Origin of the sequence: Vibrio sp. 1CM2L, assembly GCF_023161695.1 — a bacterium.
GTDB lineage: Bacteria > Pseudomonadota > Gammaproteobacteria > Enterobacterales > Vibrionaceae > Vibrio > Vibrio coralliirubri.
The window spans coordinates 239,222-259,253 of the sequence record NZ_JALNTT010000006.1 but is presented as its reverse complement, the minus strand read 5'-3'; the positions used below and the strand labels follow the sequence as shown (position 1 = coordinate 259,253).

Here is a 20,032-nt window from a genome sequence, read left to right as displayed (position 1 = left end):
ACGTACACCTTTGCTCCGAATGAAAACTTCAATGGCGACGTAAACTTCGGCTTTGATGTGTCAGATGGTACCGATACGGTGTCAGCAAACATCGACGTAAGCGTAACAGCGGTTGATGATGCACCTGTCTCTGGTGACCTGGCGTACTCAATCGACGAAGACGGTTCGATTCGTCTAAGCCAAGAGCAGCTTCTATCGCAAGCGTCTGATGTAGAAGGCGATGACCTGACAGCCAGCGACCTTACGGTTGACGGCGATGCAACAGTTACTCAAAATGATGATGGCAGTTTCACCATCACACCAGATGAGAACTTCAATGGTGACATTGATATCAACTTCGATATCTCAGATGGTACTAACACCGTTCAAGCTTCAGCTGACCTGACCGTTAATCCAGTTAACGATTTACCAGTACCTCAAGATCAACAGTTCAGCGTTGAAGAAGATGGCACGCTCATCTTTACCGATGCAGATCTGTTAACCGGTGCTACAGATATTGAAGGTGACAACCTAACGGTTGAAGGTGTGACCTACGACGGTGGCGACGGTATCCTGACCGACAACGGTAACGGAACTTACACCTTCGCTCCGAATGAAAACTTCAATGGCGATGTAAACTTCGGCTTTGACGTGTCAGATGGCACCGATACGGTGTCTGCGAATATTGATGTGAGCGTAACTGCGGTTGATGATGCGCCTGTATCGGGTGACCTAGCGTACTCAATCGATGAAGACGGCTCGATTCGTCTAAGCCAAGAGCAGCTTCTATCGCAAGCGTCTGATGTGGAAGGCGATGATCTAACCGCAAGCGACTTAACGGTCGGCGGTGATGCAACGGTTGTAGCTAACGACGACGGCAGTTTCACTATTACGCCAGATGAGAACTTCAATGGCGACATCGATATCAGCTTTGATATCTCAGATGGCACTAATACGGTTCAAGCCTCTGCAGACTTAACCGTTAACCCAGTAAATGACCTGCCAGTACCACAAGATCAACAGTTCAGCGTTGAAGAAGACGGCACGTTAATCTTCACCGATGCCGACCTATTAACAGGCGCAACGGACATTGAAAGTGATAACCTGACGGTTGAGGGCATCACTTATGAAGGCACTGATGGCGTACTGACTGACTTGGGTGAGGGCTCATATAGCTTTGCTCCAAACGAAAACTTTAATGGCGATGTGAGCTTTAGCTTCGATGTGTCAGACGGTACAGATACCGTGTCTGCAAACATTGATGTTAGCGTGACTCCGGAAAATGATCCTCCAGTTGCGGGTTCTACTTCTTACACGGTGAATGAAGACAATTCGATTACCATTTCTGATGCACAACTATTGGCAACGTCTTCAGATATTGAAGGTGATGTATCGCTAGACAGCGTGACTTACTCTGGTAGCGACGGTGTCTTAGAAATCAATGGTAACGGCACTTACACCTTCTCACCAAATGAGAACTTCAGCGGTGAAATTGCACTGGATGTGGTTGTTGCTGATGAAGATGGTGCGACCGACGCGACGACTGCGGGTATCAATGTTCTTGAAGTGAACGATCCGCCAGTTGCAGGCCCAACGTCTTACACCATTGATGAAGACTCAGTACTGACCTTCAGTGAGTCTCAAGTGTTGCTTAATGCCTCAGATGTAGAAGGGGATGTTGAGCTTGTTGGTATTAGCTACGATGGCCCTGATGGTATCTTCTCAGTAAATGGTGATGGCACTTGTAGCTTCGCTCCGAATGAGAACTTTAATGGCCAAGTTCAGCTTGATGTGACCATTCGTGATGAAGATGGTGCAGAGGTTGAAACCGTCATCAATGTTGACGTATTGCCAATCAATGATGCGCCAGTATCCGGTGATTTGGCATACAACGTTAATGAAGATGGCTCAATCACACTGAGCCAAGATCAGCTGTTGTCTCAAGCGTCCGATGTTGAAGGCGAAGATCTAACCGCAAGCGACTTAACGGTAGATAGTAACGCAACAGTAACCGCCAATGATGATGGTAGCTTTACCATCGTTCCAGATGCGAACTTCAATGGTGACATTGATATTCAATTCAACATCACTGATGGTACTGACACGGTTCAAGCAACCGCCGATCTTACTGTTAACCCAGTTAATGACTTGCCGGTTCCTCAAGACCAACAATTCAGTATCGCAGAAGACGGTACGCTTCAATTTACAGATGCCGACCTACTTACCGGTGCCACCGATATTGATGGCGACGACTTAACCGTTGAAGGTATTAGCTATACAGGTGGTGATGGCGTACTGACCGACCACGGTGATGGTACTTATACCTTTGCGCCAAATGAAAACTTCAATGGCGATGTGAACTTCAGTTTCGATGTGTCTGATGGCACAGAAACAGTCAGCGCTAATATTGATGTGAGTGTGACGCCTGAGAACGATCCGCCAGTTGCGGGTTCAACCTCATACATGGTCAATGAAGACAATGCCATCACAATCTCTGATGAACAGTTGCTTGCAAACTCTTCTGATGTTGAAGGTGCCGTGTCGGTTGACAGCGTAACTTACAGCGGCACAGATGGTGTGTTCCAAGATAATGGTGACGGCAGTTACACCTTCCTTCCTAATGAAAACTTCAGTGGCGATATCAGCCTTGATGTGATTGTTGCCGATGAAGACGGTTCGATTGATGAAACCACCGCGGGCATTACCGTTCTAGAAGTGAATGATCCACCGGTTGCGGGTCCAACGTCATACACCATTGACGAAGATTCGGTTCTGACGTTCAGTGAATCTCAGATTCTTGTGAATGCTTCGGATGTCGAAGGCGATGTAGAACTCGTTGGCATTAACTACGATGGCTCTGACGGTATCTTCACTGTAAATGGCGATGGTACATGCAGCTTTGCACCCAACGAAAACTTCAATGGTCAAGTACAACTGGGTGTGACCATTCAAGATGAAGATGGCGCAACGGTTGAAACACACATTAACGTTGATGTATTGCCAATCAATGATGCGCCAGTATCGGGCGATTTGGCTTACACCATCAATGAAGATAGCTCCATCACGCTAAGCCAAGAGCAATTGCTAGCACGAGCAGGTGATATCGATAGCGACAACTTAGAAGCTATCAACCTATCTACTGATGAAAATGCGACCATCCAACACAATGATGATGGCAGCTACACCATCACAGCTAACGCCGACTACAACGGTGACCTAGACCTGAACTTCGATATCATCGATAACGATGGTGGTTCAGTTCAAGTTGGCCTAGACATTACCGTGAATCCGGTTAATGACTTGCCACAAGCGCAAGATCAACAGTTCACGATTGAAGAAGACGGTACGTTACTCTTCACCGATGCTGACCTGCTTGCAGGCGCGTCGGATATTGATGGTGATGAATTGTCGATTGAAAACGTGCTCTACACAGGTGCAGATGGTGTTCTTAGCGATAATGGCGACGGCACATATAGCTTTGCTCCAAACGAGAACTTCAATGGTGATGTTCAATTCTCATTCGATGTCTCTGACGGTACTGATTCAACATCAGCTGTTATTGATGTCAGCGTAACGCCTGAGAATGATCCACCGGTTGCGGGCTCGACATCTTACACAGTTCAAGAAGATGGCCAAATCACGATCAGTGATGAGCAACTATTGGCAAACTCTTCCGATGTAGAAGGCGATGTATCATTGTCTGGAGTAACTTACTCCGGTGATGACGGCTCTTTTGTTGATAATGGCAATGGTACTTACACCTTTACGCCAAATGAAAACTTCGATGGTGATATTTCACTAGACGTTGTTGTCGTTGACGAAGATGGTGCAACCGCAACCACAACCGCTGGCATCGATGTTATTGCTGTGAATGATGGACCTGAAACTTCGGGCATTCAGGCTGAAGTCGATGAAGATAACGCAATTACCATTACTCAAGAGCAGTTGCTAGCGAACGCAACGGACGTTGAAGGTGATGATCTAACGGCATCTAACCTACAAACCAACGATCCAGATGCGACAATTGTTGCTAATGACGATGGTTCATTCACCATTACGCACACAGAAAACTTCAATGGCGAGTTGGACTTCACATACAACATCAGTGATGGTGAGAATGAAGTTCTGACGACACTCGACTTGACGGTTAATCCTGTCAACGATGCGCCGGAAGCGGGCGATGAAATCTTCATTCAAGCCCAAGAAGACCAAACAGTTGGTGTAACACTTCGTGAAGAGCCAGCACTACGTTTAGACCAAGCGCCAGAAAACGGCATCATTGAAGCGAATGTGAATGACGAATGGGTGGTGCTGGAAGTAGGACAAGAAGTTCCTGCTGACACAGAAGTACGCTTTATTCCAAATGATGACGCATTGGCTAACGGTACACACACCACGCAAATCGGTACGTTTGACGATAACGCGAGCGTGGACGATTGGGGTACAGAAGTCGACCCTTATACTCGTGAGTTCTCGGATGGCGACTTAACAGTAACCGTTCAAAGTAACGATGATCCTCTTGGTGCCTGGAATGGTAACACCCACATTGGTCACGGTATTGGTGATACAGACCGCCAAGGCTTAAGTGGTGATGAGAAACTGACCGTTTCGGTTGAAGGTCAAGACATCAATGAAATCAGCTTCCACCTTGATGGTTTGGGTGGCTGGTTCATGGAAGAGTCTCGTCACTTTACTGAAGTGGAAATTCGCGCGTTCAACGATGATGGTGAGTTAATCGATTCGATGACTTACCACAAAGAAGACCGTAGCAATTACGAAACGGACTATACGCTTACGGTAAATGAGCCGGTGTCTTACTTTGAACTTGGTACCGTGCAAGGTAATGGTACTTACGTGGTTCAAAACATGACAGTGTCACAAACTTGTCATGATGAAGCCGTGTTTACATCGATTGGTGTTGATGGTTCAGAGATCACCGAAACGGTTGAGTTGAATATCCATGCGGGTGACAACGAAATCGAGCTAACGGCTGAACTTCCGAATATTACTGTCGATACCGATGGTTCTGCACAGTTTGCTTCGGTTGTGATTACCGAAGAACAACTACTGGCGCAAGCATCTGATATTGATGGCGACGACCTCGATATTCAGAATCTCGAGCTAGTGGGTGAAAACTCAGAGCATGCAACACTCACCGATAATGGTGATGGTACTTGGACGGTAACACCGGATGAAAACTTCCATGGTGAAATCGAACTCGGTTACCAAGTTACGGATGGTGAGCTGACAGACAGCAACATCATCAACATCAACTTCGAATCCGTGAACGATGCGCCAATCGTTTCTGGCCCGATTGTTCTATCGACAGACGAAGATGAAGGTATCACGTTCAGTGCGGATGACTTGCTAGCGAACACCACAGATGTGGAAGGCGATACGCTGTCTATTTCTGACATCACTTACGGTGGTGACAACGGTGAGCTAGTTGATAACGGTGATGGTACGTTTACGTTCATGCCGAATGAAAACTTCAATGGTGAAATCGACATCGACTACAAGGTGTTTGATGGTACTGATGAAGTTGCAACGCATCTAGACCTAACGGTTGTACCGGTCAATGATGTGCCGGTTCCGGGTGAGCCATTGCACACCCAAATGCTTGAAAACGGCTCCATGATCATCGAAGCGAAAGACCTATTGTCTGGCGCGACCGATGTTGATGGCGACATTCTTCATGTTGAAAACCTATTACTTGCAGACCAAACGCAAGGTACCTTAACGGATAACGGTGATAATACCTTTACCTTCGAACCTGCAGAAGACTTCTATGGTGAAGTGAATCTGACTTTCGATATCAGTGACGGGCAAGCAAGCGCACCAAGTACAGCAAGAGTCGACGTTGAAATTGTCAATGAAGGCCCTGAGGTGAGTGGTCCAATTGAAGCCGCTGTTGATGAAGATGGTTCAATCACTATTACTCAAGAGGATCTGTTAGCGAATGCAACCGATGTAGATGGCGATAACCTTGAAGCGGTTAACTTTGCGACCAACGATCCAAATGCGGTTGTTGTAGAAAATCCAGACGGTAGCTTCACGATTACACCAAGTGCAGATTTCTTTGGTGAGATTGAATTTACTTACGATGTCACTGACGCGATCGAAACTGTTGCCGCTGACCTCAACCTAACCGTAAATCCAATCAATGATGCGCCAGACGTGCCTGACATGTCTTTCACTACGGAAGATGGTCAAGCGATTACTATTACCGAAGCTGAGTTACTGGCACAAGCGACAGACGTTGAAGGTGATGAACTGTCAGTTGTGAATGTGACGAGTGCAAGCGACACGGTAGAAGTCACAGACAATGGCGACGGAACATACACATTAACACCAGAGCAGGGCTTCTTCGGTAATGTTGACTTAGCGTTTGATGTGAGCGATGGCACGGATGTGGTTGCCGCAAACATCGACCTAAAAGTTGAGTTCGTCAACGATGCGCCAGAAGCGACGCCAATGGTGGCTGATGTCGACGAAGATGGTTCTATCCTCGTCACACAAGAAATGCTGCTGGAGAACGCGAGCGACCAAGATGGCGATGAGCTGTTTGCTACTTCGCTTGAAACCAATGATCCGAACGCCAGCATTGTCGACAACGGTGATGGCACGTACACAGTGACACCTTCTGAAAACTTCAATGGTGATATCGCATTCACTTATGAGGTGAGCGACGGTGAGCTGAGCACGTCTAATGATATGACATTGACCGTTAATCCGGTGAATGACATTCCAATTGTTGCTCCAGGCATGTACCACATTGAAGAAGATGGCAGCATCCTGTTCACTCAAGAGGATCTGTTGAGTGGTGCGATTGATATTGATGGCGACGACCTAAGCGTTACTAGCATCAATTACTCTGGCGATGAAGGCACAGTCACCGACAATGGTGACGGCACGTTCAGCTTCGTTCCTGAAGAGCACTTCAGTGGCGACCTACAGTTCAGCTTTACGGTGACAGACGGTACAGATGAAGTTGAACAAGACATCAATGTTCACATTGAAGCCGTAGCTGATGCGCCTGACTTAGTTATCACGGATGGCGATGGTGTCAACGTTGATGATGAAGCAATTCTGGTTGAGCCAGGCGGCATTGTTGAGCTTAATATTGCGGCTGCGCTAGTAGACCAAGATCTATCAGAAACACTGACGGTAACGGTTGATGGTGTGCCTGAAGGCTCAGTGATTACCTACGATAACGAAGGGGTAATTAATAACCAAGACAACGGTATCACCAGTTACAACGATACTGAAATCACAGTCACATTTGAGGGTGAGACGGCTGGTTACGAAAACACAGCGGGTTACTACAAAGTTGACGAAGACGGCAACATCACGGGCGTTGAAATCGTCTACGAGAATGCCTCACAAGTCGATGGTGGTGGTGACCTTGTTCCTGGGCAAGAACAGTTCAGCTTCCAAGTTGCGGAAGGCGAAAGCTTTAACCTGTTCTTAATTCCAAACGGACATCAGCACAACGACTTTGATGCGATGCAAGACGGTCAGTATGAGTTCCGTGCTGAGGATGGTTCACCTGCGAACATGGATACGGTTGATCCTCAACTTGTCTTTGTTGCGGCAGATGGAACCGAGACCGTGATTCAAGGCCAGAATGGTGACGCGATCTTCCATGGTGGTTCAAGCTCTCAGCTAAACCAAGATGGTATCGAACATACTCGCACGACGGTTAATGAAGACGGCGAGCTGGTTTACGGCTTTGAAGATTTGTATGGCGGCGGTGATGCTGACTACACAGATTTCAACTTCACAATCGATGTCGGTGAAGTGAACAGCCAAATCTACAGCGGTGAAGTGACGGTTGGCCCTGATGGTACGGTGAACTTACCAACAACGGCTATCGAAAATGCACTACAAATTCAGCTACCAGAAGACTTCAACGAACAGCTTGAAGTTCATGTAACGGCAACCGCAACAGAGCTATCGAATGATGATTCTGAAACGGTCTCTCAAACCATCTACATTAACGCGACAGGCGCGCACATTGAGCACGTACCTGAAGCACTTCCGGTTTCTGCAACGGTTGAAGAAGATGGTTCAATCATCATTACGCAAGAAGACCTATTAGCTAATGCACGCGATTTAGATGGCGATCAGCTGACGGCTCTGAATTTAGCAACCGATGATGAGAGCGTTACGATTACCGATAACGGTGATGGTACGTACACATTAACGCCAGATGCTGATTTCAATGGCGATGTTAGCTTTACGTTTGATGTATCTGATGGTGATGATGTTGTCTCTACCAACCTAGAGCTAACGGTTTCACCAGTGAACGATGGTCCAGAAGCACAAGACCAGACATTCACAGTCGGCGAAGATGGCGTGTTAACTTTCAATGACCAAGACCTATTAACAGGTGCGACGGACATTGAAGGGGACGACCTAAGTGTTGAAGGTGTAACTTACACTGGCGCAGACGGTGTCCTAACCGACAATGGCGATGGCACATACAGCTTCGCACCAAATGAAAACTTCAATGGCGATGTGAACTTCTCGTTCAATGTATCAGATGGTACCGATACGGTAACCGCTAACATTGATGTGAGCGTGACGCCAGAGAATGATCCACCGGTTGCGGGTAGCACGTCTTACACGGTTCATGAAGACAACTCTATTACGATCAGTAACGAACAATTGCTAGCGAACTCTTCGGATATCGAAGGTGAAGTGGCGATTGATAGCGTGACTTACAGTGGTAGTGACGGTGTTCTAGAAATCAACGGCGACGGTACATATACCTTCTCTCCAAACGAGAACTTCAATGGCGAAGTTAGCCTTGATGTGGTTGTTGTGGATGAAGACGATGCAGCCGTATCGACTACAGCGGGCATTACGGTTCTAGAAGTGAACGATCCGCCAGTTGCTGGCCCAACGTCATACACTATCGATGAAGATTCAGTACTGACTTTCAGTGAGTCTCAAGTTCTGCTGAATGCATCTGATATTGAAGGTGATGTTGAGCTTGTTGAGATCAACTACGACGGTCCAGACGGCATCTTCTCAATCAATGGTGACGGTACATGTAGCTTCGCACCGAATGAAAACTTCAACGGCCAAGTGCAGTTGGATGTGACCATTCAAGATGAAGACGGCGCTCAAGTTGATACGTTTATTACGGTTGATGTATTACCAATCAACGATGTACCAGTATCAGGCGACCTAGCATACAGTGTTGAGGAAGACGGTTCGATTACCTTGAGCCAAGAGCAGCTTCTTTCTCAAGCGAGTGATGTAGATGGCGACGACCTTACTGCTTCTAACTTGATTGTTGATGGAGACGCGACGGTTGTTGCTAACGATGACGGCAGCTTTACCATTACGCCTGATGCGAACTTCAATGGTGACATTGACCTAACGTTCGACATTAGCGACGGTACAGATACGCTGGTTGCGACGGCTGACCTAACCGTGAATCCAGTTAATGACCTTCCACAACCACAAGATCAAACGTTCAGCATCGGCGAAGACGGCATCTTGAACTTCACTGATGAAGACTTGCTGACAGGTGCGACCGACATTGATGGAGATGACCTATCGGTTGAAGGCGTTACTTACACAGGTGCCGACGGCGTTCTTACTGATAATGGCGACGGAAGCTACAGCTTTGCGCCAAACGAAAACTTCAATGGTGATGTGAACTTCAACTTTGATGTGTCAGATGGCACGGATACGGTTCAAGCCAACATTGATGTCAGCGTGACACCAGAGAACGATCCACCGGTTGCAGGTAGCACGTCTTACACCGTTCATGAAGACAACTCAATTACCATCAGTGACGAACAGTTACTTGCTAACTCTTCGGACATTGAAGGTGATGTGGCAGTCGATAGCGTGACTTACACTGGCGCTGACGGTGTCTTTGAAGACAATGGTGACGGTACTTACACCTTCTCACCGAACGAAAACTTCAACGGCGAAGTTAGCCTTGATGTCGTCGTTACTGATGAAGAGGGCGCAACTGAAGCGACCACCGCGGGTATTACTGTACTTGAGGTGAACGATCCACCAATCGCAGGCTCAACCAGCTACTCAGTCAACGAGGACGAAGTTATCACCATCAGTTCAGAGCAACTGTTGGCGAACGCTTCTGATATCGAAGGTGAAGTGGCGATTGATAGCGTTAACTACACAGGTTCAGACGGTATCTTTACCGACAATGGTGACGGAACATTCAGCTTCGCACCTAACGCTAACTTCGATGGCGATGTAAGCCTTGATGTTGTCGTTACTGATGAAGAAGGCGCAACCGTAGCGACTAACGCAAGCATAGATGTTCTGCCTGTTAACGATGCTCCGGTATCGGGCGACTTGGCGTACAGCGTGGACGAAGATGGTTCAATTACCTTGAGCCAAGAGCAATTACTTGCTCAAGCGAGTGATGTTGACGGCGATGACTTAACAGCGGCTAACCTAACCGTTGGGGGTGATGCGACAGTTACAGCAAACGATGATGGTAGTTTCACTATCACGCCAGATGCTAACTTCAATGGCGACATTGATTTGAACTTCGACATTACCGATGGTGATGCGACGCTTCAAGCAACGGCTGACCTAACGGTTAACCCCGTTAATGACTTGCCAACAGTCGGTGAGCCACAATTTGTGACTCAAGAAGACACCAGCTTTACCTTCACTGAAGAACAACTGCTGCAAAATGCGGGCGACATTGATGGCGATAACCTATCGGTTGAAAATGTGGCTTCAGATAGCGGTACTTTGGTTGATAACGGTGACGGCACTTACACATTCGCTCCGAATGAAAACTTCGACGGCAATGTGAATGTGACGTTCGACGTGAATGACGGTACCGCGACAGTACCAGCAGAAGCGACAATTGATGTTCAATCTGTGGTTGATATGCCAGAGCTGTCGATTGCTTCTGACCTAGTGATTGCTTCAGACAACTTCGAGTCTGGCTCAAACGGCTGGAATACAGGCACTGAAAGCTCACAAGGCTTCGAATCTGGTGACATGCTAGGTCGTATTGGTGGCACTGGTGGCGAGGAGGCCGTAAGCAAAACTTACGATATTCCAAGTGATGTGAGCGAAGTTAATATCTCGTTCAACTTCTACGAAATTGACTCATGGGATGGTGAGTCCTTCCAAATCTTTGTCGGTGGCGAAGAGCTTACCTCGTTAGATAACTCAGCGTTCCGTACTGAAGATGGCACGACAACGTTGTACGATTCAGCGGGCAATGAAGTCGGTGAAGTGGTTCACGGCGTATCGCAAGGTGAAGGTTTCAGTGGTTGGAACGACCAAGCACACCAAATCAACCTAACGGTACCCGTTGAAGACGGCCAACTTGAATTAGGCTTCGGTTCAACTCTGAATCAAAGCGTGATTGACGAGTCGTTTGGTATCGATAACATCGAAATCACAGTGTCTGACGCGGATTACCAAATCATTGGTACTGAAGATACACCTGTACCACTTGATATTGATGCGGCGCTAACCGATACCGATGGCTCAGAAAACCTCGCTATCTTGATTGAAGATGTGCCAGAAGGTAGCTCACTTTCTGCAGGTACCGATAACGGTGATGGCACTTGGTCATTGCAACCTGGCGAGCTAGAAGGGCTAGAGTTTACCCCTTCAAGTGACTTCAATGGGGATGTGGTTCTAACCGTTAATGCGACATCGACTGATGTTGATACGGGCACCACCGCAACGGCAACACAAGATGTGACTATTCATATCTCTCCAGCGAACGATGCTCCAGAGGTTGACGGTGATATCAGTGCCGTTACGGCCGAAGATAATAGCATCACGCTAACTCAAGAGCAGTTGCTAGAGCACGCTGTCGACATTGATGGTGATGACCTATCAGCAATCAACCTAACCACCAATGATGAAAATGCGACCGTTCAAATGAACGACGATGGCAGTTTCACCATTACACCGAGTGAAAACTTCAACGGTAATATCGAATTTAGTTACGATGTCACCGATGGGGAAGACATGGTTGCTGCTGGCCTAGACTTGACGGTAACACCTGTCAATGATGCGCCAGAGTTGCAAGATCAAGCATTCACTATTGGTGAAGATGGGGTTCTTAACTTCACTGACGCTGACCTGTTAACGGGTGCAACGGATGTTGAAGGTGATGATCTAACAGTCGAAGGTGTGACATACACGGGTGCTGATGGTGTGCTTACCGACAATGGTGACGGAAGCTACAGCTTTGCGCCAAACGAGAACTTCAATGGTGATGTGAACTTCAGCTTTGATGTGTCAGATGGCACGGATACGGTTCAAGCCAACATTGATGTGAGCGTGACGCCTGAGAACGATCCACCTGTAGCGGGTAGTACGTCTTACACTGTGCATGAAGATAACTCAATCACGATCAGTAACGAACAGCTATTAGCCAACTCTTCAGATATTGAAGGTGAGGTTGCGATTGATAGCGTGACTTACACTGGCAGTGATGGTGTGTTCGAAGACAACGGTGACGGCACTTACACCTTCTCTCCAAACGAGAACTTCAATGGTGATGTGAGCTTAGCGGTTGTTGTTACCGATGAAGAAGGGGCAACAGAAGCGACCACAGCGGGAATCACCGTACTTGAGGTGAACGATCCGCCAATCGCAGGCTCAACCAGTTACTCAGTCAACGAAGATGAAGTTATCACCATCAGTGCAGATCAACTGTTGGCGAACTCTTCGGATATTGAAGGCGAAGTGGCGATTGATAGCGTTACTTACACAGGCGCTGACGGTATCTTTACTGACAACGGTAACGGCACATTCAGCTTTGCACCAAATGCAAACTTTGATGGCGATGTTAGCCTAGATGTAGTGGTGACAGATGAAGACGGTGCGACAGTAGCCACCAACGCAAGTATTGATGTTCTTCCAATTAACGATCCACCAGTATCGGGTGACTTGGCATACAGCATTGATGAAGATGGTTCGATTACTCTGACTCAAGAGCAGTTGCTATCTCAAGCCTCTGATGTGGATGGCGATGACCTGACCGCAAGCAACCTAAGCGCAGGCGATAATGCAACCGTTGTTGATAATGGCGATGGCACCTTTACGGTAACGCCAGATGCGAACTTCAATGGCGATATCGACCTAAGCTTTGATATTTCGGACGGTACTGAGTCAATTGTGGCGAACGCCGATCTGACGGTAAACCCAGTCAATGACTTGCCAACGACATCTGATGTTTACGCGAACGTTGATGAAGATAATGTCATCACTATTACGCAGGAGCAGTTACTTGCGAATGCCGCTGATATTGAGGGCGATGACCTTGTCGCTTCCGACTTAACCTTAGTGGGTGACGATGCAACGATTGTCGATAACGGCGATGGTACGTTCTCTATCACTCCAAGCGAAAACTTCAATGGCTACATAGACGTTGCCTACAGCATCAGCGATGGCGACACTCCAATTGCCGCTAACTTAGGCTTAACCGTTGACCCAGTTAACGACGCGCCAATTGTTTCTGCTGATGTGGCGATAACCATTGAAGAAGATGGTTCATACACCATTACTCAAGAAGAGCTCCTACAATTCGCGACTGACATCGAAGACGATGACATGACCGCAATTATTGGAGAGCAGGGCGATGAAACAACCGTAACCGGTACCGTGTTGGATGCTGAAACCAGTAATCCAGTGTCTGGTGCGGAAGTCACCTTGACCGACAGTGCTGGCAATAGCTACACCACAGTAACGGATGATTCAGGTAACTACTCTGTTACAGGTTCAGTCGTTGACCAAGGCACGGTTACCATTGAGCAAGAAGGTTCAATCACCAGTAGCTTCCTTGTCCCTGCGGGCGAAGATGTGAATGGTGGCGTAACCGCTATATCTGAAGTACTTGAAGAAACAGATATGCGTATCGTGGTGACTTGGGGTGAAAGTCCTCGAGATATGGATAACCACTTATGGCTATACGATACAGAGAATGGCAATGAGCTAGACCATATTTACTACCGCGACATGAGCCATGATCTTGGTGAAGGTAACCTTGTTCAACAAGATGTTGATGATGTTAATGGCCATGGTCCTGAAACCATTACCATTCCAAACTACCAAGATGCTGACATGCACTATTCAGTTCACAACTACACCAACAGAAGTTGGGATGTAGATGGTGTTGAAGATGTACAAGTTCAGGTGTTTGTAGGCGATACATTGGTTGAAACCTTCAGCCCGGATTTATCTGATAACCCATCAGGTGACCACTGGCATGTATTCGATATCGTGAATGGCATCATTGTTCCAAGCCAAGATGTCGGCACTCAAAATGCGTTCGACTTGCCAACGGCAGAAGAAGCGCTTGCGAATGAAAACGGCATTGATATCTCTGAATTGCTAACCGGCGATGAAGGTGATGACTCTGGTGATACGGGCGGAAACGAACCAAGTGTTGGAGATGTTTCCATTGAGAACGCTCTTATCACTGACAATGGTGACGGTACTTACACCATTACACCGGAAGAGAACTTCAATGGTGAATTCTCGATTAGCTACAACGTAGACGATGGTAACGGTGGGGTTACTCCAGCGGAACTAGACGTGACCGTAACAGCAGTTAACGACCTGTCTGTAATCTACGACCACGACTACACCATTAATGAAGATGGCTCGCTAACCTTTACCGATGAACAGCTATTGGCTGGTGCAACGGATATTGACGGCGATGACCTTTCTGTCGAGTCGGTTAACTACGAAGGCACAGACGGTGTGTTCACGGATAATGGCGATGGTACTTACACCTTTGCGCCAAACGAGAACTTCAATGGTAATGTCGACCTAACTTACGATGTGAGTGATGGTACTGATGTTGTATCGGCGAATATTGATGTTCAAGTTGTTCCAATCAATGACGTACCGGTAGCGGGATCTACAACTTACAGCGTTGAAGAAGACGGCAGCATCACCCTAAGCGATGCACAACTTCTGGCGAATAGCTCGGATGTTGAAGGGGAAGTGTTTGTCAGCGATGTAAGCTACGGCGGCACTGATGGTGTATTCACTGATAATGGTGATGGTACTTATACCTTTGCTCCAAACGAAAACTTTAACGGTGACATCAGTCTTGATGTTTCTGTTATGGATGAAGATGGCGCAACCGCTGAAACAACCGCAGGTATCGACGTCATTGCTGTTAACGACTTGCCAGTTGCAGGTTCAACGACCTACAGCGTTGACGAAGATAACGTGATTACCATCAATGAAGCGCAGCTTCTTGCGAACAGCTCAGATATTGAAGGTGATGTATCCGTTAGCGACGTTTCCTACTCAGGCGCAGACGGTATCTTCACTGACAATGGTGATGGTACTTACAGCTTCGCACCAAATGAAAACTTCAACGGCAATGTCAGCCTAGATGTAACCGTTGCAGATGAAGACGGTGCAACCGCTCAAACGACTGCGGGAATAGATGTTATAGCAGTCAACGACGCACCAGTATCAGGTGACTTGGCTTACTCAGTGGATGAAGATGGTTCAATCACGCTAAGCCAAGAGCAACTGCTTGCTCAAGCATCGGATGTGGACGGCGATGATCTTACCGCTGCAAACCTAACCGCGGGTGATAACGCGACCGTTACGGCAAACGATGATGGTTCATTTACCATTACCCCGGATGCCGATTTCAATGGCGATATTGACCTAAGCTTCGACCTTTCTGATGGTACTGAAACGGTTGTTGCAACGGCCGACCTTACTGTGAATCCAGTGAATGACATCGCAGTTGTAGAAGATGTCGCTTACACCATTGAAGAAGACGGTTCACTTACCTTTACAGACGAGCAACTGCTAGCGGGTGCTTCTGATATTGATGGTGATGAGCTTTCAGTTGCCGACGTGTCTTACACTGGCGCAGAGGGTGTGTTCACCGACAATGGCGATGGCACTTACACCTTTGCACCGAACGAGAACTTCAATGGTGAGGTAAGTCTAGACTTCTCAGTATCTGACGGTACAGAGACGGTTGATGCAAACATCGACGTAACGGTAACAGACGTTAACGATGCACCAGTGGCAGGCGCAACGTCTTACCAAATGAACGAAGATGGCACCATCACATTGAGCCCTGAGCAGTTGATTGCTAATAGCTCCGATGTGGACGGTGAAGTGTCGCTTGATAGCGTGAGCTACTCAGGTGCAGACGGTATCTTGGTTCAAAATGAAGATGGTTCGGTAACGTTCGCACCAAACGAAAACTTTAACGGCGACATCAACCTTGATGTGACGGTTATTGATGACGACGGTGCAACGGCTCAAACCACCGCTGGTATTGAAGTTATTGCAGTTAACGACGCACCAGTGGCCGGAAACGTGGCTTACTCGGTTGATGAAGATGGTTCAATTACGCTATCTCAAGAGCAGTTGTTGGCGAACGCATCGGATGTTGATGGTGATGCACTGACCGCAAGCAACCTATCCGCGGGTGACAATGCAACCGTCACAGCAAACGAAGATGGTTCATTTACTATCATGCCGGATGCTGATTTCAACGGTGACATTGATTTGAGCTTCGATGTGTCAGATGGCCTTGAAACTGTTCAAGCTGGCGTCGACCTAACGGTTAACCCAGTCAATGACCTACCAACAGCAGAAGACCAAAACTTTACCGTTGAGGAAGATGGAACGCTAATCTTCACGGATGCAGACCTATTAGCAGGTTCTGCAGACATTGACGGCGATGACTTGTCTATCACGGATGTGTCTTACACGGGCGCAGAAGGTGTATTCACGGATAACGGTGATGGCACTTATAGTTTTGCTCCGAACGAGAACTTCAATGGCGATGTCAACCTAGGCTTCACAGTGACTGATGGCACTGAGACAGTCGATGCCAATATTGGTGTGACGGTAACGGATGTTAACGATGCGCCGGTAGCGGGTTCTACGTCTTACCAAATGAACGAAGATGGCACCATCACAATCAGCCCTGAGCAGTTAATTGCTAATAGCTCTGACGTTGATGGTGAAGTGTCGCTTGAAAGCGTGACTTACTCAGGCTCTGACGGCACCTTGGTTCAAAACGATAACGGGTCTGTGACCTTCACGCCAAACGAGAACTTTAATGGTGATATTAGCCTAGATGTGGTTGTAACCGATGATGACGGTGCAACTGCAACAACAACGGCAGGAATCGAAGTTCTGGCTGTGAATGATGGACCTGAGTCTGAGGATGTGAAACTAACCACAGCCGAAGACAGCACCATTCTTATCACACAAGACATGTTGTTAGCTCAAGCTACCGACATCGATAACACCGCAGACGAGCTGTCGGCTTCTGGTCTACAAATCGACCCTAGCTTAGGTGAGTTGCTAGACAACGAAGATGGTACTTGGTCATTTACGCCAAACGAAAACTTCAATGGCGATGTGCCGATGACGTTTAACGTTAGCGACGGTCAAGAGACTATTTCAGTCGACGGCAACATCGATGTTACGCCAGTGAATGATGCACCTGAAGCGCCAACCATTGAGATGCAAGGCGAAGAAGATGTGGTCATGGTGATTGACCCTGCTTACATCGCGGGTCAAGTTACAGATCTTGATGGCGACGAGATCAGCATTGAAAGCATCACAGTTCGAGCTCCAGCGAACGCGACCTTAACTCAGCAACCAGACGGCATGTATCACTTAGTGACTACTCAAGACTTCAATGGCTTAGTAGAACTGGGTTATCAAGCTACTGACGGTGAAGAAGTGGTTGATGGCTCGCTGAATGTGGATGTCATTCCGGTTAACGACGCACCATTCAACGTCGGCAACGCAATGATGACCACAAACGAAGATGGCGCGTTCACTTTCGATGCTGGCGACTTGATGAACTTGTTCGGTGACATTGATACCGCTGACCTTGTTGTTTCTCGCATTATCACCGCAGACGGTGAAGATGGCGGAGAAGTAACAGACAACGGTGATGGTACTTGGACATTCACACCAACAGGCGACTTCTCAGGCGTTTCTGACCTACAAGTTGTCGTAAGTGACGGTGAGTTTGAGACGGTTCTTGATGTTCCTGTGTTCGTACGTCCAGTTGCAGATGGTGCGGTAATTACCACCGACCATGACGGTCCATTAGTCTTCGGTGAAGATGAAACAGGTCACTTGGGACTGAACGTTGGCCTAGTCGATGACTCAGAAACACTAAGTAACTTGGTGATGACAGGTTTCCCTGTTGGATTCGAGGTAACCGATGGTGTGAATACCGTGATGATTACCGAACCGGGTCAATACATCGACCTGTTCGACTGGGATATCTCAAACATTCAAATGACGCCTCCTGAAGACTTCCATGGTGAGTTCTTCGTAACCGTAAGTGCAACAACCGTTGATTACGGAGATGAGCCAGAAGCGTTTGATGATGGCATCGATACGGGTGATTTCGAGACCGTAGCGGGTGATTCCATCATCCTAACGGCGGACGACCTAATTGGTTTGGCTGAGAATGTGGATGCAGACAGCGATGATGAAGTGAAACTGGTTCATCTTGCCGACCGCAGCCAAGGTGAGATTGTCGATAATGGCGATGGCACTTGGACGTTCACACCAGCACCAGGCTTTACTGGCGAAGCAGACATTGCTTACGTGGTTGATAAAGATGGCGTGCTTCATGATGAGCAAACTGGCGTAGTCGTGAAAGAAGGCGACTCACAAGAGAATGCAGCACCAGAAGTTAACAGCATCACGACGACGGAAATCGCAGCGGATGCCACCTTATCGTTCACTGATGAAGACATGTTAGCGAACCTGAGCGATGCAGAAGGCGACAGCTTGAGCATTGAGTCAGTAAGCTTGATGGAAGGTCAGGGCGTAATTGAGAGCGATAACCAAGGTAACTATCAATTCACTCCTGCTGAAGACTACACCGGTGATGTTCAAGTTGGGTTTATAGCGACCGATGGCGAAAATCGCATCGAAAGCTTCTTCAATGTGGATATCCAAGGCGGAGATGAAGCAGCGGCGAGCGAAGGTTATGCCTTAGCTGATGATGGTTCACTAACTATCACGGATGCACAGCTGGTGGATGAATTGGGCGTGAGTGATTCTGCACAAGTTGTTGATGTTGCAGACGCGAACGATGCTGGCTTCTTTGCCGAATCAGGTGAAGGTGAGTGGACTTACTGGCCGAACGAAGACTTCGATGGCAACTTAGCGATGAATGTTGAAGTTAACGACGGCGGTGAAGTATCAAGCCACAGTGTAAGTATCCAAGTAGCCGATGAATCAGTGCAAAGTGATGAACCACAAGTCCAAGCTGCTCAAGCAACAGAAGAGCAACAAGTGGAAGTGGCTCAACAAGCTGATGACCAAGCTCAAGATGCTGAAACTGAAGACAGTACAGCAGATGTAACCGCGGCACCGGGCGATACCATCTCTATCTCGATTCCAGATGAGGTGAGTGGTAACGAATCGGTTGATTACGCTGATATGTCTGGCTTACCTGAAGGCGCTACTGTGAGCAACGCACTGGATAACGGTGATGGTAGCTTCACAATCAGTGGCAACCTAGAGCAGCCTGTATCTGTCGAACTACCAGAAGGTTACGAAGGTACTAGCGAGATCCAATTCCAAGGTTACGACGAATTGGGTAGCTCAATAGACGGTGCTAGCGGTTCTGTTGAAGTTGAGGTTGATGATCAATACACCATGCAAGGTTCTACGCAAGAACAGCAACCGGACATGGCGGGTATGGAATCTGGTGGCAGCGACTGGACAAGTTCAGGTGGTCAAGACCAAGGTGTTGACTTCACGGACGACTCTGGAAGCTTCGATTCAGATTCTCAAACTGGAACTGATCAAGGCAACGACTTCGACCAAAGCTCGATTTAATCGAGAGAGCTTAGTTTTAGTCTAAACCGACATTTAGTCTAAGCCAACAAGGAGATAGGGCAGCGTAAAGTTGCCCTCATTAAAGCCATGTAGAGTTATTGATACATGGCTTTTTTTTATTTGTTTTTTTTGTTGTTTGTTTCGCTAAATAAACTTGAGAACAGGTAAATATGTCCTTAATTATTAGAAGGGTCAGTTAGAC

Annotated in this window: 1 protein-coding gene; it reads left to right on the top strand. The window is 47.5% G+C overall.

From position 1 onward, the window contains the following. A partial coding sequence (locus MSG34_RS19275; RefSeq protein ID WP_248339097.1) for a tandem-95 repeat protein occupies positions 1–19,830 on the top strand: 19,830 nt, incomplete at its 5' end. Positions 19,831–20,032 lie beyond the last annotated feature (202 nt).